General features: G+C 63.6%; 14 protein-coding genes. 10 read left to right on the plus strand and 4 right to left on the minus strand.

Annotated features, from left to right (window positions below; translation table 11 throughout):
* Nucleotides 1–49 precede the first annotated feature (49 nt).
* From AEQU_RS00860 to nrfD, 3 genes are read left to right on the plus strand one after another with little or no spacing between them, the layout of a single operon-like run.
* Entirely contained in the window at nt 50–2,242 is a 2,193-nt protein-coding gene (locus AEQU_RS00860) for a molybdopterin-containing oxidoreductase family protein (protein WP_022738483.1), read from the plus strand.
* Nucleotides 2,242–2,778, plus strand: coding sequence for a 4Fe-4S dicluster domain-containing protein (locus AEQU_RS00865; protein WP_022738487.1), 537 nt, complete (start codon nt 2,242–2,244; stop codon nt 2,776–2,778). The genes AEQU_RS00860 and AEQU_RS00865 overlap by 1 nt, the downstream gene beginning before the upstream one ends.
* Before the next feature lie 6 nt (nt 2,779–2,784).
* Nucleotides 2,785–3,651: an NrfD/PsrC family molybdoenzyme membrane anchor subunit gene (gene nrfD / locus AEQU_RS00870; RefSeq protein WP_022738490.1), complete on the plus strand. Its 867-nt coding sequence runs from the start codon at nt 2,785–2,787 to the stop codon at nt 3,649–3,651.
* A gap of 194 nt (nt 3,652–3,845) precedes the next feature.
* On the opposite strand, the gene AEQU_RS00875 is transcribed toward nrfD, so the two are convergent.
* Nucleotides 3,846–5,369 carry an ATP-binding protein gene (locus AEQU_RS00875; RefSeq protein WP_022738494.1) on the minus strand — a complete coding sequence of 508 codons (1,524 nt, stop codon included), beginning with the start codon at nt 5,367–5,369 and terminating at the stop codon, nt 3,846–3,848.
* Nucleotides 5,370–5,442: 73 nt separating this feature from the next.
* Nucleotides 5,443–6,987, minus strand: a complete 1,545-nt coding sequence (locus AEQU_RS00880) for a vWA domain-containing protein (protein ID WP_022738498.1) — start codon at nt 6,985–6,987, stop codon at nt 5,443–5,445.
* A gap of 304 nt (nt 6,988–7,291) precedes the next feature.
* On the opposite strand from AEQU_RS00880, the gene AEQU_RS00885 reads away from it, so the two are divergent.
* The 5 genes from AEQU_RS00885 to AEQU_RS00905 all read left to right on the plus strand — a co-directional run bounded on the left by AEQU_RS00885 (nt 7,292) and on the right by AEQU_RS00905 (nt 14,506).
* A complete protein-coding gene (locus tag AEQU_RS00885; protein WP_022738501.1) occupies nt 7,292–9,637 on the plus strand; it encodes a leucine-rich repeat domain-containing protein in 2,346 nt (781 codons plus the stop codon).
* Between the two features lie 22 nt (nt 9,638–9,659).
* Nucleotides 9,660–10,478 carry a protein-ADP-ribose hydrolase gene (locus tag AEQU_RS00890; RefSeq protein WP_022738505.1) on the plus strand — a complete coding sequence of 273 codons (819 nt, stop codon included), beginning with the start codon at nt 9,660–9,662 and terminating at the stop codon, nt 10,476–10,478.
* A 56-nt stretch (nt 10,479–10,534) separates the two neighbouring features.
* Entirely contained in the window at nt 10,535–11,101 is a 567-nt protein-coding gene (locus tag AEQU_RS00895) for a GNAT family N-acetyltransferase (protein WP_022738509.1), read from the plus strand.
* 198 nt (nt 11,102–11,299) lie between these two features.
* Nucleotides 11,300–12,691, plus strand: a complete 1,392-nt coding sequence (locus AEQU_RS00900; RefSeq protein WP_022738512.1) for an AAA family ATPase — start codon at nt 11,300–11,302, stop codon at nt 12,689–12,691.
* Nucleotides 12,692–12,865: 174 nt separating this feature from the next.
* Complete coding sequence (locus AEQU_RS00905; RefSeq protein WP_022738516.1) at nt 12,866–14,506, plus strand: MDR family MFS transporter; 1,641 nt, start codon at nt 12,866–12,868, stop codon at nt 14,504–14,506.
* 186 nt (nt 14,507–14,692) lie between these two features.
* Here the strand turns inward: AEQU_RS00905 and AEQU_RS00910 are convergent, their stop codons facing one another.
* On the minus strand, nt 14,693–15,397 hold the full coding sequence (locus AEQU_RS00910) for a response regulator transcription factor (RefSeq protein WP_022738520.1): 705 nt from the start codon (nt 15,395–15,397) through the stop codon (nt 14,693–14,695).
* A 62-nt stretch (nt 15,398–15,459) separates the two neighbouring features.
* Entirely contained in the window at nt 15,460–17,238 is a 1,779-nt protein-coding gene (locus AEQU_RS00915) for an ATP-binding protein (protein ID WP_022738521.1), read from the minus strand.
* Between the two features lie 299 nt (nt 17,239–17,537).
* Here AEQU_RS00915 and AEQU_RS00920 point away from each other — a divergent pair, with 299 nt between their 5' ends.
* Nucleotides 17,538–19,913, plus strand: a complete 2,376-nt coding sequence (locus AEQU_RS00920; protein ID WP_022738523.1) for a molybdopterin-containing oxidoreductase family protein — start codon at nt 17,538–17,540, stop codon at nt 19,911–19,913.
* A 3-nt stretch (nt 19,914–19,916) separates the two neighbouring features.
* The gene (locus AEQU_RS00925) at nt 19,917–20,495 is read left to right on the plus strand and encodes a 4Fe-4S dicluster domain-containing protein (RefSeq protein WP_022738527.1); all 579 of its coding nucleotides are present in this window, start codon (nt 19,917–19,919) and stop codon (nt 20,493–20,495) included.
* Nucleotides 20,496–20,600: the final 105 nt, after the last annotated feature.

Below are 20,600 nucleotides of genomic sequence, written 5' to 3' on the forward strand. Positions count from 1 at the left end.
GACTTCCCCAGACAAGGAGAAAGCAGATATGCAAGAGAAGGAGGCTTTAATGCACTGCAATCCCACCAGGCGAACCTTCCTGAAGGGTACCGCCGCCACCGCTGCGCTGGCTGCTGTGGGCACTTGCTCGGTGGCCGCGTGGCGGGCCGAGCAGGCCGAGGCCGCCGCCACGGGCGCGGCCAAGATTCAGGGCGCATCGCTGTGCAACGGCTGCTCCAGCAAGTGCGGCCTGATCGCCACCGCTCTCGACGGGCGGTTGTGGACCGTCGAGGGCATGAAGGAGCACCCCTATTCCAAGGGAACGCTCTGCGGTCGCGGTCACGGCGCGGCTCAGTGGGCCTATTCCGACGGCCGGCTGACTCAGCCTATGAAGCGCGCCGCCGACGGCAGCTTCGTCCCTATCAGCTGGGATGACGCTCTGTCCGAAATTGGCGCGAAGGTGCAGGAGATCATCGCCGAGGCCGGCCCCGAGGCGCTGGCCATCATCCAAGATCCGCGCCCCTCGGGCAAGTACTACAGCAAGCGCTTCATGAACGCGCTCGGCTCACCCAACGTGTACACCCATGCCGCTGCCTGCAATCTGTCGAAAGAGAGCGGTATTCAGGAAGCCACGGGAGCCCAGAACTTCTCGGTGGACTTCCCCAACACCAAAATGGTGGTGTTCATCGGCCGCAGCTATGGCGATGGCATCCGTCCCTCCTCGGTGAAGAGCTTGGCCGGAGCGGCCGAGGGCGGGGCGCGGGTGGTCATCGTGGATCCGCGCCTGAACAACACCGGCGTCTTTGCTACCGACTGGGTGCCTATCAGGCCCGGCGCTGATATCGCGTTCCTGCTCGGCATCGCGAACGTGCTGGTGACGCGCGACCTGTACGATCACGCGTTCGTTGAGCAGTCCGCCGTGGGCTTCCCGGAGTTCGCTGCTCAAGTGACCGAGTACACGCCGGAATGGGCCGAGGGCATCTGCGATGTGCCGGCCGATACCATCGTGGAAATCGCCGAGTCGCTGGCCGCCGCCGCACCGGCCTGCGCTATCGAGCCTTCCTGGCGGGCAGCGTTCGGCTGCGCCTATCAAAACTCCTTCGAGACGGCTCGCGCGGTGTGCGCCGTGAATGCGCTTCTTGGCTGCTGGGGGCAGAAGGGTGGAGCGCTCATCACCTCTTCGCCCAAGGCGGGCGACGTGGATCCGGTGAAGTTCCCCGAGGTGCCCAAGCCGGCCGCCAAGCGTTTGGGCGACGCCGAGTACCCGCTGGCGCTCTCGGGCACCGGCACCAACCTGGCTGTGCTGAACGGCTGCGCCGATGGCGCCATCCAGGGCGTGTTCTTCTACAACTCCAACGCTGTGCAGGGGTACGCCCAGCCGGCGAAGTGGCGCGAGGCGCTTTCCCAGGCGAAGCTCGTGGTGACTATCGACGTGCAAATGAGCGAGACTGCTTTGGCGTCGGACTACGTGCTGCCCGAGTGCACGGTGCTGGAGCGCCTGGAGCTGCCCGAGTTCATCGGCGGCAAGAAGCACTATGTGGCACTGCGCATCCCCGTCATCGAGCGCATCCATCCCGAGACGCGCCCCTGCGACGAGATCTTCGCCGGGCTGGCCGAGGCGTGCGGCGTGGGCGAGTACTTCGACTTCACCGTGGAGGAGCTGGCCGAGGCGCAGCTGGCCAGCGTGGGCACCTCGATCGAGGAGGTGCGCGAGGCCGGTATCGTGGAATTGGCTGACCCCGGCTTCGCGTTCGGCACGCCGACGTTCAAGACTCCGACGGAAAAGTTCCAGTTCGCCTCGGCGAAGGTGGCGGAAGCGGGCTTGAACCCGGTTATCGGTTACGTGCCGCGTCTGGTGGAGCCGGCCGAGGGCGAGTTCTCCCTCATCGGCGGCAAGCAGGGTATCCACTCCCACACCATGACGCTGAACCTGGAGGCGCTGAATGCCATCTCCCGGGAATATCAGCTCGAGCGGCTCTGGATGGCTGCCTCCGATGCCGCGGATCTGGGCATTGTCGACGGCGATACGGTGGAGCTTTCCTCCAGCGAGTGCTCAGGCCAGGTAGCTGTGAAGGTGACCGAGCGCTTGAAGCCCGGTGTGCTGTTTCTGCCCACCCATTACGGCGGCACATCGCCCTATCTCACTCGGGCCCAGGGTTTTGGCCTCAACATGATGGATTTCGTTCCGCTGCATTTGGAACCCGGCGTAGGCTCCACCATGAGCCAGGAGGTAGCGGTGAAGGTTAGGAAGGTGGAAGGCTGATGGCCCGTTACGGAATGCTCATCAACACGAAGAAGTGCGTTGGCTGCTACGCCTGCCGCGTGGCCTGTCAGATGGTGAACGGGCTCGAGTCCGATGAGGCGTTCATCAAATTCGACGAGATGGAGCAGGGGGTCTACCCCAACGTGTATGCGGAAGTGGTGCCAGTGCAGTGCATGCACTGCGAGGACGCTCCCTGCGAGGCGGTGTGTCCCACCCATGCCACCTATACGACCGACTCGGGCGTGGTGCTGGTAGACGAGGAACGATGCATCGGCTGCAAGTACTGCATGGCCGCCTGCCCCTACGGCGCCCGCATCCAGATTAAGAAGACCGGCGTTATCGAGAAATGCCGCTTCTGCTGGTACGAGGGCGAGCCGGGCAACCCGCCGCGTTGCGTGGGCACCTGCATCTCCGGCGCTCGCCTGTTTGGCGACCTGGACGATCCGCAGAGCGAGATCTGCCAGGAAATCGCTCGCACCAATGCCCAGCCGCTGGCGGGCGACCTGACCACCGCGAAAATCTACTACGTGAGGTGATGATCAATGGTTTGGGGATCTATGATCGCTTGGTACCTGTTTTTGGCGGGCGCATCGGCCGGCGCCTTCCTCACTTCAGCCTTTGTGGAGGCGAAGTATCCCGACAGCGTGAAGATGCGCGTCGCGGGCCGCATTATCTCGCCCATCTTTCTGGGCATCGGTCTGCTCATGCTCATGTTGGACGCCGAGGCCGGGCTGCACAACCCGCTGCGGTTCTTCTATCTTATTATGAACCCGGGCTCGGTGATGACGCTGGGCGTGTACTTCATCTGCGTGTTCATGCCGGTGTCCATTGCCGCGGCGCTGCTTGAGGTGCTGCGTCGCCCGGTGCCGAAGTGGCTCACCTGGACAGGTATCGTATCCGCGTTCTGCGTGGCGGCCTACACCGGCTTTCTGCTGGGGGTCGTGAGCGCCTACCCGCTGTGGAACAACGCCATTTTGCCGGTGCTGTTCGTGGTGTCGGCTCTGTCGGCGGGTCTGGCGGCTACGAGCTTGGTGGGCCTTATCACCGATCGTGAGCGCTTCGAGCAGATGTGGCTCATCAAGAAGAGCCACGTGATTCTGTCGGCTATCGAGATGGTGGTGCTTGCAACCATGCTCATCATCGTGAGCTCGGGCAGTCCCGAGGGCGCCGCATCGGTTGCCTCGCTCGTGTCGGGCCAGTATGCGCCAATGTTCTGGGGCGGTCTGGTGCTGCTTGGCCTGGTGGCGCCGTTTGCCATCGAGGGCTACCCGGTGTTTGTCACGCGAAAGGTGGAGACCTCCACCACCTCTATGGTAGTGAGCGTCATCGGCGAGGGCGGTGTCCTTGTGGGTGGTTTCATGCTGCGTCTGCTGGTCATTCTGGCGGCTCTACCGGTGCTGTACCTGTAGCGAGATGGCGGCGCTGCCGGTGCTGTGCTCGTAGCGCGATGGCGGCGCTCGCCGGGTGATCGGGCGCCCCGGGGCTTTCTCCCATAGGCGACGCGTCGCCTGCGGCAAGGCCGTGGTCCTTCCGGGATCGCGGCCTTGCTCTTGCTGTGGCTTGGATCCTTTGCCGGGGCAAGGCGCTGCGGTCGCGCTGGGGGCTACTCCTCTTCCAGCGTGATGCGGTCGATGCGGGCGGCCAGGTCGTGACCGCGCTCGTAGAACTGGAGACTCTGGTTGTGGGCGAAGTAGCGGTCGCAGCCGTGGTCGTTGATGAAGGCCATGCCGGCGCGGCTCACGGACAAGTCGGTCACCAGCATGAGCATCTCCTGCCCCTCGCCGAAGGCCTCTTCCACGAACTTGAACACGTTATCGAGGGCGGCCGTCGCCTCGTCGATGGCCGCGTCCAGCTCGTCGAGCCGCTCGTTGAAGCGCTCGCGCAGCAGGTTGAATGTGGCGCCCTCGGGTGTATCGGCTCCCGTGCGCAGCACCTCGTCAAGAAGGCCGATGGTCCGCTCGAAGGAGCGGTAGCGCTCGTCGGAAAGCAGGCTCGCAGCCCGTTCGGTGTCGCGGGTGCGCGCCAGCTCGGTGGCCGTGGCGCGAATGAGCGCGGACGCGTCGGCGTCTTCGGCCACGCCTTCGGCGGCCAGGCGCTCCTTCAAATCGGCCAGCGCGCCATGGGTGAACGCGGCTGCTTTCTCTTCCATAACCGCCTCGCGCAAGCAGCTCACCGTGGCGTCCACGATAAGCCCCATGACGGCCACGCGCTCGTCGAAGGGCGCCGCCACGGCCCGCTCGGCCAGGCCGGCATCGGCGCTGCCGTCCAAGATACGATCGATCTGGTAGTCGCTGCGGTACTTCGTGAACAGGTCGTAATACATGGCGAACCGCTTTGCGATCTCGCCGTTCTGCACGTACTGCTCCACGAGCAGCTCATCAACGGTGAGCCCCTGGGCCTCGTAGAGCTTGATCATCGCTGACAGATCGTCCCAGCCGCGGGCCGTCACGAACGACGCGCCGTCGGGGGAGGCTTCCACGGCGTAGAAGTGGGAGCGCTCGATGTCCAGGTAGGTGATGACCGCCGGATGCACTTCGGCCGACACGGCGAACTCGCGCCACACGTCGTAGTCGGGCTCAACCTCGATGCGCTTCAGGCGATCCCACGTGGCGATGTCGAAGTCGTGGGCCGTGCGGTTGTACTCGGGCGGGTTGCCGGCCGTCACGACGATCCAGCCGTCGGGCACGGCATGGCGGCCGAAGATCTTGTATTGCAGAAACTGCAGCATGGCCGGCGTGAGCGTCTCCGATACGCAGTTGATCTCGTCGAGGAACAGAATGCCCTCGCGGCGCCCCGTGGCCTCCATCGCCTCATAGACCGAGGCGATGATCTCGCTCATGGTGTATTCGGACACCTGGTATTCCACGCCGTCATAGGTTTTCGTCGCGATGAACGGCAGGCCCAGCGCGCTTTGGCGGGTATGGTGGGTCATGGAGTAGGACACGAACCCCACTTCCAGTTCTTGAGCGATTTGCTCCATGATGGCCGTCTTGCCGATGCCCGGCGCGCCCAGCAGGAACACCGGACGTTGGCGCTCGGGCGGCAGAAGATAGTTGCCGAACTCGTCTTTAGTGAAATAGGCGACCATGGCGTTTTTGATCTGCTGTTTTGCTTCGCGGATGTTCATAGGGGCTCCTTTGCGGGTGCGCGGGTCGGGGAACGGAAGGGTGCGGCTCGGAAAATAGCGGGGGAGAGGGCCGTCAGAGGGGCTCATCCTCTAGCACGAAGGTTTCATCCAGGATCACTTTCATGGCCCAGGGCGGCACGGGGGCCGAGGCTGCGGCATCGTCGGAATCGAGGAACACAAAGGCGGTTTCGTAGGCGGGGCGGCACGCGGGGTAGGTGCCCTGACCGTCGGTGAAGTAGATGAGGCCGCCCAAATCGTTCAGCTCGCCGGACGCGAGCGCCTCGTCCACGTAGGCGAACACGGGACGGAAATCGGTGCCCCCCAGGCCCTTGATCGTGGGATTATCCAGATAGTCTTCCAAATCGCGTAGGCAGGTGATGCGAGCCACGTCGGTGATGGCGGCGTCGCACTGCACAATGAGGACGTTCATGCGGGAGAAGAAGCTCGTCTCGTCAGCCAGGATAGAATAGGTGCGCTCGATGAACTTGCGCACCAGGCCGTCTTTCGTGGAGGCCGAGGTGTCGATGGCGATGACGAAGTCGCGGATGCGCTTCTCCTCGGCAAATTCCACTGGTTCCACGAGGGGCAGGTTGCCGTACAGCTCGAGCCCGTAGGTGTAGAACACGTAATCGAACTCGTCGTCGTTCACGCGGATCTGCTCGCCCATGCGGGCGAACTTGCGCAGGAAGGCCCGATAATCGTGCTTTTCACGGGTCACTTTGCGCAGGTTCATGGCGAGGTTCGATCCCTCGATGCCCCACAGCTTCGCGTAGGCGTCCAGCTGGATGCCCATCTCCAACGCCGCGTTTTCCCACTGCTCGCGGGAGCGGTCGAGCTGCACGGTGTCGGCGAAGCGCTCGCCAATGGCGCGGGCGGCGTTCTCGGGCGCGTCCTTTTGGGTGATGTCGGCGGCGTCCATCGCTCGGTGCGCCTTGTGGGAATAGGGAACGTCGGCGGCCTCATCGGGGATGTCCATGTCGGTGCCTGAGGTGTCGGCCTTGGCGGCGGGAGCGCTCGTGCGGCCCTCGCCTTCGGTTGCCTCGCCCGTTTTGCCCGATGCGTCTTCTCCTTCGGCAATGATGACGGCATGCCAGGGGCGATGGTCGTCCACGTGGAAGCGAGCGCCGAGGCGGGCGAGCTCGTCGTCGGTTGCGCCGGCGGCGCGTCGATCGCGCAGGGCAGCGTAGACGCGCTCGGCAGTCATGAGGCCGGCCTCTTCGGCCATGCGCTCCAGCTCGGGACGCGAGGCTGCCGCTTGGGCCGTGCGCGTGGCGGGAAGATCGAGCTGGTCGATCACCGATTCCACCACCATGTCGCAGGCGATGTCCCATAGAAGGGGATCGATGCCAGCTCCGGGGTAAAGGTGCAGAAACACGTTGTGAAGCACCGTGTGCAGGTAGGCGCGAGAAGCTTCGGCCGGGTCGTTGGCGTAGGTGCGCGCCCAGGTGACGGGGTCGAACCGCAAATGCGCGCCATCGGTGGCGAGCGTAGCGCCGGGGATGGGCAGGGGCGCGAGTCGGGCAAAGGCTGCGCTCATGAAGCGCAGGTTTACCAAAAGCCCGTTGCGCACCAGGTCGAGAGCATCGAGGGCCAGCGCCTCCACCTCGTTTTTGCGCACGGCCCCTCCTTTCGCGGTTCGAGTGACAAACATTTCCTCATTTTTGGTCACAAAATCGACTTTTGAACTCTGATCGAGGGAAAGAGAAGATTGATTCTAATGCAATTCGATAAAACCAACGCCGCAAAGCGACCAGCTACCCCTTCCACGAGCGCCAATTCGTCGCAGAACAGTTCAAAAGTCGATTTTGTGACCAGAAAACAAGATTCTTTTGTCATTGTGCCTCTATGGGTCGTAGTGTAGCATGGGCTTTACGCAGGGTAAACGGCCTTCAGGTGTCAAAATTGGGAAGGTGCACAAAATTATGAACGGCAATACGGTGGTCTTTCGCGACGCAACTTCTTCTCTTGACGATCTCATTGCGCGGGTGCAAGAAAATCCGGTGCATTTGATGCTGGCCGACGTGACGATTGAGGAGCCGGGGCACCCCATCGAGGGGGAGAACTGGCGGCCCCAGCTGGCTCCCTACAAGCCCTGGGTGCACGATGCGGCCCTCGATGAAACCGAGGAGCTTGATGGCACCGACGGCGACCTGCTCATCGTGGGCGCGCTCGGCATGGGTATCTCCGATGAAGAGCGCATGGGCATTATCGGCAGTGCTGTGCGCGGGGAAGAGGGGGAGGGGCCAACCGCAAGCGCAGTCGGACAGGCCATCGGAGAGTCGGCTGCTGACACTGGCGCAGCAGCGGCGGCAGCGCCGGCGCGCAAGCTGTCGCCCCACGAGCTGTGGACCTTGGGGCAAACGCCGCGCTGGCATCCGAAAGAGGAAGCGAAGGATCTGTCTTGCGAAAATGCGGACGAAACTCAAGAGCGTGAAACATCGCAAAACCGTGAAACACTTCTAACAGCTCGTGAAACATCGCTATCCGACCGTGAAACATCGCAAAGTGAAGAGACGTACTTTGCTACCAACGTTCCCATAACGGTGCGACGCGACGGCGAGGGCTACGCCGTCTCCGCTGTTCACTTGGGGAAGCTTGCCGAGCACGACCTTCGGGCCGACAGCCTGATTGTCGTGGTGCCATCGTTTATCGACGATGTGCCCGTGGTGCGCATCGCCTCAGAGGCTTTCTCTCGACGCTTTACGAGTGGCGCCCAGGTTCGCTTGCTAGTGGTGCCTGACACGGTGGAAGTGGTGGGCTCCCAGGCGTTCAATGCCGTAAGTGCCGAAGTGGTGTACCTGGGCGCGGGCGTGCGCACGTACGACCCGTCCCCGCTGGACATGGCTCTGCCCAACCCTCGGCTCGAGGCGCGTCGCTACCTGGTGAGCCCTGCCAACAAATGCTATGCCATAAAGGAGGATTGTCTGCTCGAGCGTGCGGGAGGGGGGCGCAGCGAGAGGTCGGGCGCCGGCGACGCACGCCCCTCCTCGAGCGAGGCGACGGCCTCCTTCCGCCTCATCTTCGCCTCGGCACCTTATGCCGGGCATTTTGTGGTCCCTGATGGCGTGCGCGTCATGAGCGCCGCCGCCTTCGCGAAAGGATGCCCGCCGCCGCGCGTCATCGATGTGCCCGACTCGCTGGAGCGCGTGGACGGCTCGGTGAACCCCGAGACGCTTTGGCGGGCCAGTGACCCGGCGGCGCTTGCGCGCATTGTCGCGCGCTGCGGAGGTCGTGTCACTGATTTTCAAGCTGTGGAAAAGAACCAGTGCTGGTACGGGTTTGCAGAAGGAAACGACGCCGCAGAAAAGAAGGGCTTCGCGCGGGAGGATGCTGTTGCGAAGGGGCCCAGCGTCGCTGCGGAAGGCGGTTCGCGTGAGGCTCGTCTGGTGGCGGGTCCTCCGGCCCCTGATTCCCCCTCGCGCCAGTTCTCGTCGGCGGCCCATGCCCGCATGAGAGGCGCGACGGCGGTGTCGGCCCGCGAGGCTGCGGCGAACGCGGCAAGTGCCATGGTGGCGCCGGTTTCTGCCACCGATCGCCTGGCTTTGCCGCGCGAGGTGGAAGGCGCACCGCTGACGCTCATCGCCGAGCGCGCGCTCATCACGGCGCCAGCGACGTTGGTCATCCCCGATATGGTGCGTGAGGTGCGCGACGGCAACGCCTGCAAGGGCACGCGCAAGCTCATGCTGCCCGAAGGCTTACGCACCATCGGCGCTCACTGCTTCTGCTCGCGCACGCTGGTCGGCCCCGTGCTCATTCCTGCGAGCGTCACCAGCATCGGCGAGGGCAGCTTCGAATACGCCATCGTGCGCCTGGCTGCGGCCGATGCGGTGGTGCATATCACTTCCGATCAGCTCATAAGCTGTTTTTTGGAAGACGCCGAGGATGGTATCCCCTTCGACTTCGCCCGCTACGATGACCAATTGCTGGTGGGGCGCGGCTTGCCTGATCATCTGGGAGCCCTGCTCCACCGCGTGGCGGCGCCTTTCCGCTTGGCGCCCGAGATGCGCGATCGCATTGTGGATGCCCTGCGCGAGCGTGCGGCGGAGGCCGTGCAGTATGTGGCGCGTGAGGGGGACATCGCCATGGTGCGCGCTCTGGCCGATGCCGGGTTCTTGAACGACGTCGAGCTGTTCGATCGCCAGATCGAGCGCTTGCGCGCCAGCAACCGCACCGACTGTGTGCTGTTCCTCATGAACTGGCAACACGACCGCGCCGAGGCCACGCGCGCCACCGCCCCCAATCGCGCCCGCGACCGCTTCGCGCTATAGTTGTTGTGCGGGAGGCGAATCCATGGATCGCAAACTGTTGCAATACTTGGTGGAATACCTGGTTAAAGAGAGCGAGGCGCATGGGTGCGCTCTGCCGCCCGCGGCGGCTGATGTGGCCCATGACGACTTGGCAAGCGTCTCGGCCGATGAGCTGTGGCTCGCCTTTCGGTCACTCGTAAACGTGCGGCCTCCGTGGCCCGCGCCCGCGGAGTTCCTCGCGGCCCAGAACGAGCTGCTGCAGGGGCTCATTGCTGAGGCGGGTGTGGCGACCTTGGCCGATGCGACCCCGTCGCCGACCGATCCGCGCCTGCGCTTGTGGCGCGGCGATATCACCACCCTGACCGTGGAGGCCATCGTGAACGCCGCCAACTCCGGCATGACCGGCTGCTGGGCGCCCTTGCACTACTGCATCGACAACGCCATCCACACCTTCGCCGGCGTGCAATTGCGTGAGGCTTGTGCGAACCTCATGGCAGCTCAGGGGCACCCGGAGCCCACGGCCCAGGCCAAGGTGACTGACGCCTACAACCTGCCCGCGCGCCGCGTCATTCACACCGTCGGGCCCATCGCCGACGGGCGCCCCACCGATACGCACCGCCGCCAGCTGGCCGAGTGCTACCGGGCCTGTCTGGATGCGGCGGCCGCGGCGGGGCTTTCCAGCATCGCATTCTGCTGCATCTCCACCGGCGTGTTCGGCTTCCCGCAAAAAGAAGCGTCCTCCATCGCCGTCGCCACGGTGCGCCGCTGGCTCGACGAGCATCCCGATGCGTCCATGACGGTGGTGTTCAACGTCTTCTCCGAAACCGACGAGCACCTGTACCGCCCGTTGCTCGGACTGTAGGTGGCATCGTAACGCTATACTATCTTCACTCGAATCCGATGAAGAAGGGAGCGGCGATGTTGGAAGTGCGCGTGGCGCGGCCCAATGAGTTCGATGCGGTGCTTGCGTTCTACACGACGATGATCGACGAGATGCAGGGCACCGATTTCGACGTGCAATGGCAGCATGGCGTGCATCCCTCGCCGACGTTCTTGCGCGAGTCGCTGGAGGCGGGCCAGGTGATCGTGGGGTTGCTGCCCGCAGAAGGGGTTGAAGTGGTCTCCGAAGGCAGCGAGTCCGAGCCCATCATTGCCTCGGCCATGGTGGTGAACCACGAGGGCGCCCCCGGCTACGACGCCGTTCCCTGGACCGTGAACGCGCCGCCCGAGCAGGTAGGTGTCCTGCATGTGGTAGCCACGCTGCCGGCCTTCCACGGCCGGGGCTTCGGTCGCCAGCTCGTGAAGGGTGCCGCCGATATCGCCCGTGCCCAGGGTCTGGTGGTTCTGCGCCTCGACACCTTCCCCCACAACGTGCGCGGCCGCGGCCTCTACGAGTCCTGCGGTTTCAGCGATCGGGGCGAGTGGCCCGTCCACTACCCGGCGCTCGGCGACATCCAGGTCGCCATGTACGAGCTCGCACTGTAGCGTTCGCGAAAGGGATATCCGGCGGCTGTGTTCGTGCGAGCTGCCGTTTCAGTCGCGACCGAAACGACCGCAAAACGACCGAAAAGCGACTGAAACGACCGCAAAACGACCGCAACGACCAAAACGAAGGCTGGCTCGCGATCCAAATTCGTGTCGTATAATGGCGGGCAAGTGATTTCTGCGGGAAGGCGGTGCGGCATGGGCGAGGCGGCCACGTTCGAGAACGGCATATACCGGCAGGGCCCGGCGCGCTTGTCGGATCTTTGCGGTGAGAAGGGGCTGGCCATCGGGAACAGCAACTTCGAGGCGGTCGTGCGAACCTCGGTGTTCGTCGACAAGTCGATGCTCATCGCCGACATCTTGAAATCGCGGGCGGCGGTCACGCTGTTCTGCCGTCCCCGGCGGTTCGGCAAGTCGCTGAACCTCTCCATGCTGCAGCGTTTCTTCGAGGTGCCTGTGGGAGCGGACGCGGGTGCCGACTTCGCGCCGCTGTTTCGGGGCCTCGCCATCTGGGAGGCCGAGGATGGCCGCTTCCGGGAGCATCAGGGTGCCTATCCGGTGGTGCGTTTCGCGCTGAATGACGCCAAGCGACCGACCTGGGAGGAGACCCAGCGCGCTCTCGCGTTCAACATCGTGGCGGAGTATTTACGTCACGGGTACCTTAAGGAAAGCCCTGCTCTTTCAGAGGAAGAGCGCGCCCAATTTGCCGAGATCGCCGGAACGCCGCTGACAGCGAGCGATTTTTCAGCCTTCGGGCAAACGCTCAAGCTGCTCACGACGCTTCTGCACAAGCACTACGGGCGGCCGGTCGTCTTGCTCATCGACGAGTACGACGCGCCAGTGATGACCGCGTATTCCGGTGGGTTCTATAACGAGGCCGTCAGCTGGTTGAAGGGCTGGCTCACCGGCGCTTTGAAGGACAACCCTTCGCTCGCCTTCGCCGCCATGACCGGCGTGCAGCGCATCTCCAAGGAGTCCATTTTCTCCGACCTGAACAACCTGAAGGTGGACACGCCGCTGAACGTCGCCTCCGACGAGCGATTCGGCTTCACCCAGGCCGAGGTGGAGGCGCTGGCCGACTATCTCGGGATGCCGGAGGGTGTGGCCGCGGCGCGGGAGTGGTACGACGGCTACCGCTTCGGTAACGTCGACGTCTACAACCCCTGGAGCGCCCTGAACTACTTCGATGCGGGCTGTGTCGCCGATGTCTACTGGGGCAACACTTCTTCCAACGGCGTGCTCGGCGATATGGTGCGCGGTGCGGATGATGCCGTCATGGGGCGCCTCTGCCGGCTGATGGAGCCCGACGGGACGATTGAGGCTCCCCTCGACACCCGCGTCGTGTTTCCCGATGTGGGGGTGCGCTCGGGCGCCCTGTGGTCGATGCTCTACCTGTCCGGTTACGTCACCACCAACGACACCGAGCAACCTGATGATCCGGAAATGCTTCGCTGTCTTCGAATCCCCAACAAGGAGACCTCTTCACTCTATCGTACCGAGATCATTGGTCGCTTCGCGTCTTCGTCGGCGCCCTGCGATGGGGCCTTGCCTTCTCTGGCAAATCGGTGGACGCGGTCTCGGTGCGGGTGAAGTAGCACGTCTATTGAGTAATTTTGCTCAATACGCTGAGTAAAATTGCTCAACACAAAACCCCAACGCGCAACAGGCGTGTGACAGTTCGGCGCAGGCGGGGCTGTTGCGCGGCGCTTGCGGCGGCCGTCTTTCTAAAATAGGAGGAAACCCCTGATTGGAAAGAGGCGATCTATGGCGGTGATGACGGCGAATGCGGCTTCGAATGCAGCGATGGCCTCGTCCGTTGCGGCCGCGCCGTCTGCAAAGGTGCCCTCCTCGTCGCCGGAAGCGCCTGCAAAATCCACAGGTGCTTCCACGCCTCCTGTCGATCACGCCCTGCACGGCCGGGCATTGGCGCTCGTGTTCTTCGGACTTCTGCTCGCCATGTTCATCAGCTCGCTTTCCGAGACCATCGCCTCCACGGCGCTGCCCACCATCGTGGGTGACTTGAACGGTGTGGAGATCATGCAGTGGGTCTCCACCGCCTACATCCTGTCGTCGACGTTGGTCATGCCCATCTACGGCAAGCTGGGCGATCTTATCGGCCGCAAGCGTCTCCTCATGGCGGCGCTCACGCTGTACGCCGCGGGCAAAGTGGTGTGCGGCCTGGCCGTGAACATGGAGATGCTCATCAGTGGCCGCCTCATCTCCGGCCTCGGGGGCGGCGGCCTCATCATCTTATCCCAGGCGACGCTCTCCGACGTGGTGCCGCCGCGCAAGCTCGGCACCTACATGGGCGTCATCGGCGCCGTGTTCGCCGTATCGAATGTGCTGGGGCCGCTGCTCGGCGGCTGGTTCGTCCAGGTGACGGGCTGGCGCTGGATCTTCTGGTTCACCGTGCCTGTGGCCCTACTTGCCGTGGTGGTACTCGGACTCACGTTGCCCCGCGACGCCCGCGCCCTCGGAAAGCACCCCATCGATTGGCCCGGCATGATGGCCATGACCGTGGCTGTGACCTCGCTCGTGCTCGCCATGGCTTGGGGTGGCACGCTCATTCCCTGGGGAAGCCTGCCGTTTATGGGCCTTGTCGCCCTAGCTGTGGCCGCCGCTGTGGTCTTCGTGCTGCTGGAGCGCCGCGCTGCCGAGCCTATTATTCCCATGGGGCTTTTCCGCAACCGAAACTTCGTGCTGTGCTCGGTGACGGGGCTTTTCCTGAACATCAACTTCATGGGGGCGCTCAACTACTTGCCCACCTACTTCCAAATTGTGGACGACCTCTCGCCCGAAGTGGCCGGTCTCGTGTGCACGGCCACCAGCGTGGGCATCCTCATCACCTCTACGGCCACCGGCTGGGTGGCGTCGAAGACCGGGCGCTACAAGGGGATGCTCGTGGCCATGTGCGTCGTGAGCACAGTGGGTCTGTTTCTGCTGTCGCGCATGCAGGTGCACGAGGCGTTGTGGGTGCCAGTGCTGTACCTGTTCGTGCTCGGCTTCGGCATGGGGCTCGGCATGCAGTTGCTCGTGCTCGTGGTGCAAAACGAGTTTCCCCACGCCATGGTGGGCACCGCCACGGCGGCGAACAACTTCTTCCGGCAGATCGGCGCCTCGGTGGGCACGGCGCTCGTGGGCGCGCTGTTCACCATGCGCCTTACGGCCGACGTGGCCGGCAAGCTCACCCATGTGGACAACCTGTCGCTCGCCACGCTAACGCCGCAGATTGTGGACAAGCTGCCCGCGTCAGCCCAGTCGGTTATCGCCGCCGGCTACTCCGACGCGCTGTTGCCGCTGTTCCTCTGGTTCGTGCCGCTCATGCTCGCGTGCCTCGTGATGATGCTCCTTCTGAAGCGCCACCCCCTCGCCACCACCATCAACCACGGCGGCGCGGGGAAGTAGGGGAACCTCTCGGCGACCCCATTTTGTTTGTAACCGCAAATCGACGGTTGTTATGTCAAGATCGTCGATTTGCGGTTACAAAGTGGGCAAAATCGCCTGTTTGGAACTAAATGGTGTCACGAAGCGACGCTTCTTACGGAAAAACCGCCAATTTGAGGCTAGAAAAGCGGGTGCGGGTGAGGGGGCTTACCCGCAGGCCTCGGGATCGAGGCGGTAGCCGATGCCCCAGACGGTTTCTATGATGCGGGGCTCGGTGGGATCGTCCTCGATCTTGGCCCGCAGCTTCTTGATGAACACGGTGATGGAACTGGTCTCGCCGACGAACTCCGGCCCCCACGCCGCCTCCACGAGCTGTTCGCGGGAGAGCACGGTGCCGGGACTTGCGGCCAAGGTCGCCAGGATTTTGAACTCCTTTGGGGTCAGCGGCACGTGCTCGCCGCCCAAGGTGGCGCGGTGCTGGGCCATGTCCAGGGAAAGGCGCCCCACGGTGATGGTGCCCGTGGACGGCATAGCAGCGGTTGGGCGCATGGCGGCGCGGCGCAGGTGGGCTTCGATGTGCATCATCAGCTCGCGCGGGTCGAAGGGCTTCACCATGTAGTCGTCGCCCCCGGCCGCGAATCCGACGCCCTTGTCCACGATGTCCCCTTTGGCCGATAGGAAGATGACCGGTACGGTGACGCCCCGGGCGCGCAGTTCGCGGCAAGCGGTGAAGCCGTCCATCTTCGGCATCATGACGTCCATGATGATGAGATCGGGAGCCTCGCGAGCGACGGCGTCCAGCGCATCGGCGCCGTTGTCGGCGTAAGCGAATTGCCAATCGGCGCCTTCCACCATGTCGCGTACCACCCGGGCAATGCGCGGCTCATCGTCCACGAGCAGAATCTTCGCCATCGTCGTCCTCCTTCGCGGTTGTCAGCGGCTCGGCCTTCGGCGCTGCGGGCCACCCTGCGGCTTTACGCTTCCTCGTCCTCTTCCTCAATGACGGGCACATAGGGAATGCGCACGGTGAACGTGCTGCCCTCCTTCACCCGGCTTTCCACGGTCACGGTACCGCCATGCAGCTCGGTGAGGTCGCGCACTACGGCAAGCCCCAGCCCCGTGCCCCGGTAGCGGCGATTGGCCGATTGCCCGGCCTGCTTGTACAGCTCGAAGATCTGGCCCAACTCCTCGGGCGCGATGCCCATGCCGTCGTCGGCGACGCGCATGACGATCCAGCCGGCGGGGGCATCCGCGCCATCGGGGGCATTGGTGTCCGCCTTTTCGCTCTCACTGCGGGAGTCGGTTTCCCCGTCCTCGAACCCAATCGTCAGGCGTACGAACCCGCCACGGTGAGTGTACTTGATGGCGTTGTTCACCAGGTTCTCCAGAATGCGCCGCAGCTTCTCCCAGTCGGCCATGCTCAAGGGCACATTCGGCGCTACCGTGCAGGTGAGCCGCACGTCCTTGTCGGCGGCGATGGGGGCCAGCGCCTTGCGCACGAACTGGGCCAAATCGACGAAGTCCACCGGCTCGGGCAAAAGCTCGTCCTTCTTGGCGGCGTGCTTGGAAATGACGAGGATGTTGTTCACCATGTTCAGCAAAAGGGTGGCATTCGACTCGATTTCGCCCACGGCCTCGCGGGTCTTGGGCGCTAGGCTGTCGTCCGCGTTCAGGATGCGCGCGTAGGCCAAAATGCTGGTGAGCGGCGTGCGCAGCTCGTGGCTGACGATGGCGAAGAACTCGTTCTTGTAGGCCACCTCATCACCCAGCCGATCGAGTGCTACCTTCAGCTCGCGCTTCTGGTAGTTCAGCATGTCGTTGAGCACCATGAGGTCGTCGGTCTTGGAACGCACCTGGCCCTCCAGATCGGCATAAAGCGCCTCAAGGTCGCGGGCCATGCGGTCGAACTCGCCGGTGAGCTCCGCCAGCTCGTCGCGGGGCCGCTCGCCGGGGTCGGGCACCGTGAGGGTGTAGTTGAAGTCGCCCTTGCCCACGGCGCCCGCCGCGCCTCGCAGCTCGTCGATGGGCTGCAGCACCAGCCGGCTTGTCACGAAGTACAGCCCGATGAAGGCCGCTACCATCATGAACAGCACCATGATCGCCTGCTGCATCATGCTATCTTGAATGCCGGCGGCGTAAATGCCCATGGGCTCGGTGATGGACATGGCGCCGCCCACTTGGCCCACCTGCATGCCCTCCTTGGGGTAGCCGTACTGATCCAGCTCGCCGACGGGGTCGCCGTGACATTCTAGGCACGACTCGGTCACGTACAACGGCTCCGTATAGCGGAACACCCGCGTGCCGTCGCCGGCGTCCACGACGCGCCAGAATGCCTTGCGGTCGGGGTCGGCGTTGAAGGCGGCCAGGGCCTCCTGCTCGAAGGCGTCCGGCGCGTTGGCAGCCTGACGCGGCGTGTCGTTCGTGAAGCGGATGGAGTAGTCGGTTTCTGTGGTAAACAGCATGGATATTGACTTCGCCGCCACCACGCACACGAGGTGCTTCGTACGGAAGGTGCCGTCCTCGGCACGGTTGATGACTTCCTGGTTCATATCGACGAAGTCCCACGCCGCGCGCATTTCGGCGGCGAGCACCTCGGCTTTTTCGCGTGCCTCGTTCTCGGCCTGAGCGTTTTGAAGCGATAGGTTCCATAGAATGTCAACGGCCATGAGCGCAACCATAATGACGCCGATGGAAACGGCGATCTTGAAGCGTATGCCATAGCGGAACGGGCGCCCCGGGTGATCGGTCGACATGGTGTCCCCTCCTCGTCAATCTTCATATTATGCCCGATGGAGCTGCATGCAGGAGACTTCGGTGGGGAAGGTAATTCTTTTTTAATATTTGCCCCGAAGTCTTAATGAAAAGTTCCGCTGGCCGCCATTGAAGTGACATTGAGTCAACGGCAGAATAATAGCCAGCGAGTGCGAGGGTTTCGGCCGAGGAGGGCCGCCCGATGCGACAGCAAGGCGGTAGGAGATCCGCCGAGAGCGGGGGTTCAAACGTCTTTTCGCCGCAGCTCGCGAGAAAATCCTATCTGAGGGAGGAGAGTTCTATGACGAAGAACAGCGAACGCGCCATTGACGCCAAGCTCACCCGTCGCGCCTTCGTGGGCGCTGCCGCGGCTACGGCTGCTGTGGGCCTGGCCGGATGCGCTCCGGCGGCCACCGACGAGGCGCCGGCCAAGGACGAGGGGGAGGGTCTGGCCTTCACCGGCGAGGACGAGTTCGCCGACTGCCAGCTCGTCTACGGTTGCTGCTCGCCGGAGTGCCAGCACCACCTGCTGAAGGGTTATGTGCGCGACGGCAAGCTCGTGAAGGTGGAGAGCGGCGAGGTGAACGAGAGCCCCGCTTGCGCCCGCGGCTTCGCCCGCGTGGAAATGTGCAACTCCGATAAGCGCCTGACCAAGCCTTTGAAGCTCGTGGGCGAGAAGGGCTCCGGCGACTTCGAGGAGATTACCTGGGACGAGGCGTTCGATCTCATTCAGGAGAAGCTGCAGTACGCACTGGACAATGGCGGTCCCAAGTCCATCATGTCCCAGGGCGGTTCGGGCAACTTCAGCGCCCTGACCGGTGCGTTCTCCACATTTGTCGGTTGGCTCGGCGGTGGCACGTCCACGTCCGGCAATATGTGCTGCGCCGGCATCGACTCGGGCCTGACGCCGGTTCTCGGCCAGCGCATGCAGCTGGTCCGCAACGAGATCGCCAACTCCAACTACATCATTGCCTGGGGCAACAACCCGGTCATCTCGATGACGGGCTATTTCGGCCGCTTCCAGGAGATGATGGACAATGGTGGCACCCTGTGCACCATCGATCCGTTCCTCTCCGAGACTGCCGACAAGTCCCAGGAGTGGATCCAGCCTTGGCCCGGCACCGACTCGGCTGTGGCGCTCGCCATGCTGAAGGTGGTCATCGACGAGGGTCTGACCGATGAGGAGTACATCATCGCCCACACCACGGCGCCTTGCCTCATTGACAAGAAGACTAACGCGCCGGCCTTCGCTGACCCGGCTGACGACACCACGTATCAGGTGTACGATCCGGCGACCAAGACGATTGTCGCCCACGATGCCGCTGGCGTGACGCCGCTGCTGTCCGTGGAAGGCACCGAGATCGCCAACGACTACGTGACCATCTACGATCTCATCAAGGCCGAGGCCGACAAGTGGGGCAAGGAGGCCGTCGAGGCCGAGTCCGGCTGCTCCTACGACGACATCGCTCGCATCGCCCGCGATTACGCTAACGCCGAGCATGCCATGATCATCCAGAACATGGGCGGCTACCAGCGCACCGAGAATGCTGCTTACGCTACGGCTACCCAGGTGTATCTGGCCCTGTTCTGCGGTCATATCGGCCATCGCGGCGACGGCGTGTACGACGCCTGCGGCTCCACCACCCTGGTGCCCGGCGGCTCTGCCTATGAGGCCAACCCCGATGCTGTTAAGAACGAGTCCATTCCCGTGCCGTGCTTCGGTGAGTGGATCTGCCAGGACAAGCCCACCAAGATCAACTTCATGTGGATCGCCCAGGGCAATCCCGTGGCCCAGTGGCCGAACACGAACAGCGTGAAGGAGGGCATGAAGCACATTCCGTTCGTCGTGAAGGTAGACATGTTCCTGAACGCGAGCGCCATGTACGCCGACCTGGTGCTTCCCGTGACGGCGCTGTTCGAGACTCCGAACGTCACGCATTCCGCGCGCTCGGCTGTCATCTCCATCAGCGAGGCCGGCGTGACCCCGCCGGGCGAGTGCAAGACTGACCTGGAGATTACCCGCGAAGTCGCCAAGCGCTTCGGCCTGGAGCAGTACTTCAACGAGGATCCGTCGGTGTACATCGGCCGCGTGCTCGAGCCGGCCGGCATCACCTACGAGGAGCTCGCCGAGAAGAAGGGCATCAACGCTTGGGATCTGAACCCCGATTACATCGCCTACAAGGATGGCGAGTTCCTCACTCCCACCAAGAAGGCTCACCTGTGGGTTCAGGCGTGGGTCGACGAGGGCTACCCGGCGATCGCGTGCCACCAGCGTCCTGAGGAGCATCCGCTGAACGCCGATAGCGAGCTCGCCAAGAAATACCCGCTGGCCTCGGTTCAGCGCAAGACCCGCAGCCAGGTGCACACGACGTTCAAGAACCTCGAGACCATGCTGTGCATGGACGGCCACAAGCCGAACATCTACATCAACACCGAGGACGCTGCCGATCGTGGCATCGCCGAGGGCGACGAGGTGACGGCCTTCAATGATCGCGGCGAGCATACGGGCCTCGCGCGAGTGACCGACCACCTCAAGAAGGGCGTTGTCGTGCTGGAGAACGGCTGGGAGGATACCACGGCGTCCTCGTCGAGTAATGTGACGAGCAACAAGTGGCCCACCCTCGGTACCATCCACTGCTGCAATTCCACGCTTGTTGAAGTGAAGAAGGGGGCGTAAATTATGACTCAGGGATTCTTTGTCAACTCCGCCGATTGCTACGGCTGCAAGAGCTGCCAGGTGGCTTGCGCCACCGAAAAGGTGCTGACTCCCGGCGTGTTCATTCGTCGCGTGCGCCAGATTAACGCTGCGGCACCTGGTGGCCATGCCTTCGTGTCCATGGCTTGCAATCATTGCGACGAACCGGCTTGCGTGGCCAACTGCCCCGTGGGCGCCTATCAGAAGATGGACAACGGTCTGGTGGTGCAGGATCACGATAAGTGCATCGGTTGCAAGACCTGCATCGAGGCCTGCCCCTTCCACGCGCCTTCCTACGACGAGGCGACCTCTACGACCTACAAGTGCGACGGGTGCGCCAATCGCCAGGCTCGCGGAGAGATGCCGGTCTGCGTGATGTCCTGCCCGAGCGCGAATCTCACCTTGGATGAGATGGACAAGCTGCCCGAGGGCACGGATGTCAAGGACCAGTCGGAGACCAAGCCGAACTTGAAGGTGGCGTTGGACAAGGATATCGACGCGAGTGTCTTCGCTGATATCGACGCCGCGCCGGGTCTGTTCGATGCCGGCGCCGAGCAGGCATAGCGACTGAGCTTTCGCGATATTCCGGTGGCGCCCGGCTGTGGTCGGGCGCCCTTCTCGATGGAGGTGCGCGGGGAATTCCACCCTCCCTTATTTCCCTGGGCACCT

The sequence above is a fragment of the Adlercreutzia equolifaciens DSM 19450 genome, from assembly GCF_000478885.1.
Taxonomy (GTDB): Bacteria; Actinomycetota; Coriobacteriia; order Coriobacteriales; family Eggerthellaceae; genus Adlercreutzia; species Adlercreutzia equolifaciens.

What these genes read in the sequence shown, in the direction of transcription:
- AEQU_RS00885 (WP_022738501.1), top strand. Translation starts at nt 7,292, where the DNA reads ATGAACGGCAATACGGTGGTCTTTCGCGACGCAACTTCTTCTCTTGAC.
- AEQU_RS00875 (WP_022738494.1), bottom strand. Translation starts at nt 5,369, where the DNA reads ATGAACATCCGCGAAGCAAAACAGCAGATCAAAAACGCCATGGTCGCC.
- AEQU_RS00860 (WP_022738483.1), top strand. Translation starts at nt 50, where the DNA reads ATGCACTGCAATCCCACCAGGCGAACCTTCCTGAAGGGTACCGCCGCC.
- AEQU_RS00910 (WP_022738520.1), bottom strand. Translation starts at nt 15,397, where the DNA reads ATGGCGAAGATTCTGCTCGTGGACGATGAGCCGCGCATTGCCCGGGTG.
- AEQU_RS00925 (WP_022738527.1), top strand. Translation starts at nt 19,917, where the DNA reads ATGACTCAGGGATTCTTTGTCAACTCCGCCGATTGCTACGGCTGCAAG.
- AEQU_RS00905 (WP_022738516.1), top strand. Translation starts at nt 12,866, where the DNA reads ATGGCGGTGATGACGGCGAATGCGGCTTCGAATGCAGCGATGGCCTCG.
- AEQU_RS00890 (WP_022738505.1), top strand. Translation starts at nt 9,660, where the DNA reads ATGGATCGCAAACTGTTGCAATACTTGGTGGAATACCTGGTTAAAGAG.
- AEQU_RS00895 (WP_022738509.1), top strand. Translation starts at nt 10,535, where the DNA reads ATGTTGGAAGTGCGCGTGGCGCGGCCCAATGAGTTCGATGCGGTGCTT.
- AEQU_RS00865 (WP_022738487.1), top strand. Translation starts at nt 2,242, where the DNA reads ATGGCCCGTTACGGAATGCTCATCAACACGAAGAAGTGCGTTGGCTGC.
- AEQU_RS00920 (WP_022738523.1), top strand. Translation starts at nt 17,538, where the DNA reads ATGACGAAGAACAGCGAACGCGCCATTGACGCCAAGCTCACCCGTCGC.
- nrfD (WP_022738490.1), top strand. Translation starts at nt 2,785, where the DNA reads ATGGTTTGGGGATCTATGATCGCTTGGTACCTGTTTTTGGCGGGCGCA.
- AEQU_RS00900 (WP_022738512.1), top strand. Translation starts at nt 11,300, where the DNA reads ATGGGCGAGGCGGCCACGTTCGAGAACGGCATATACCGGCAGGGCCCG.
- AEQU_RS00915 (WP_022738521.1), bottom strand. Translation starts at nt 17,238, where the DNA reads ATGTCGACCGATCACCCGGGGCGCCCGTTCCGCTATGGCATACGCTTC.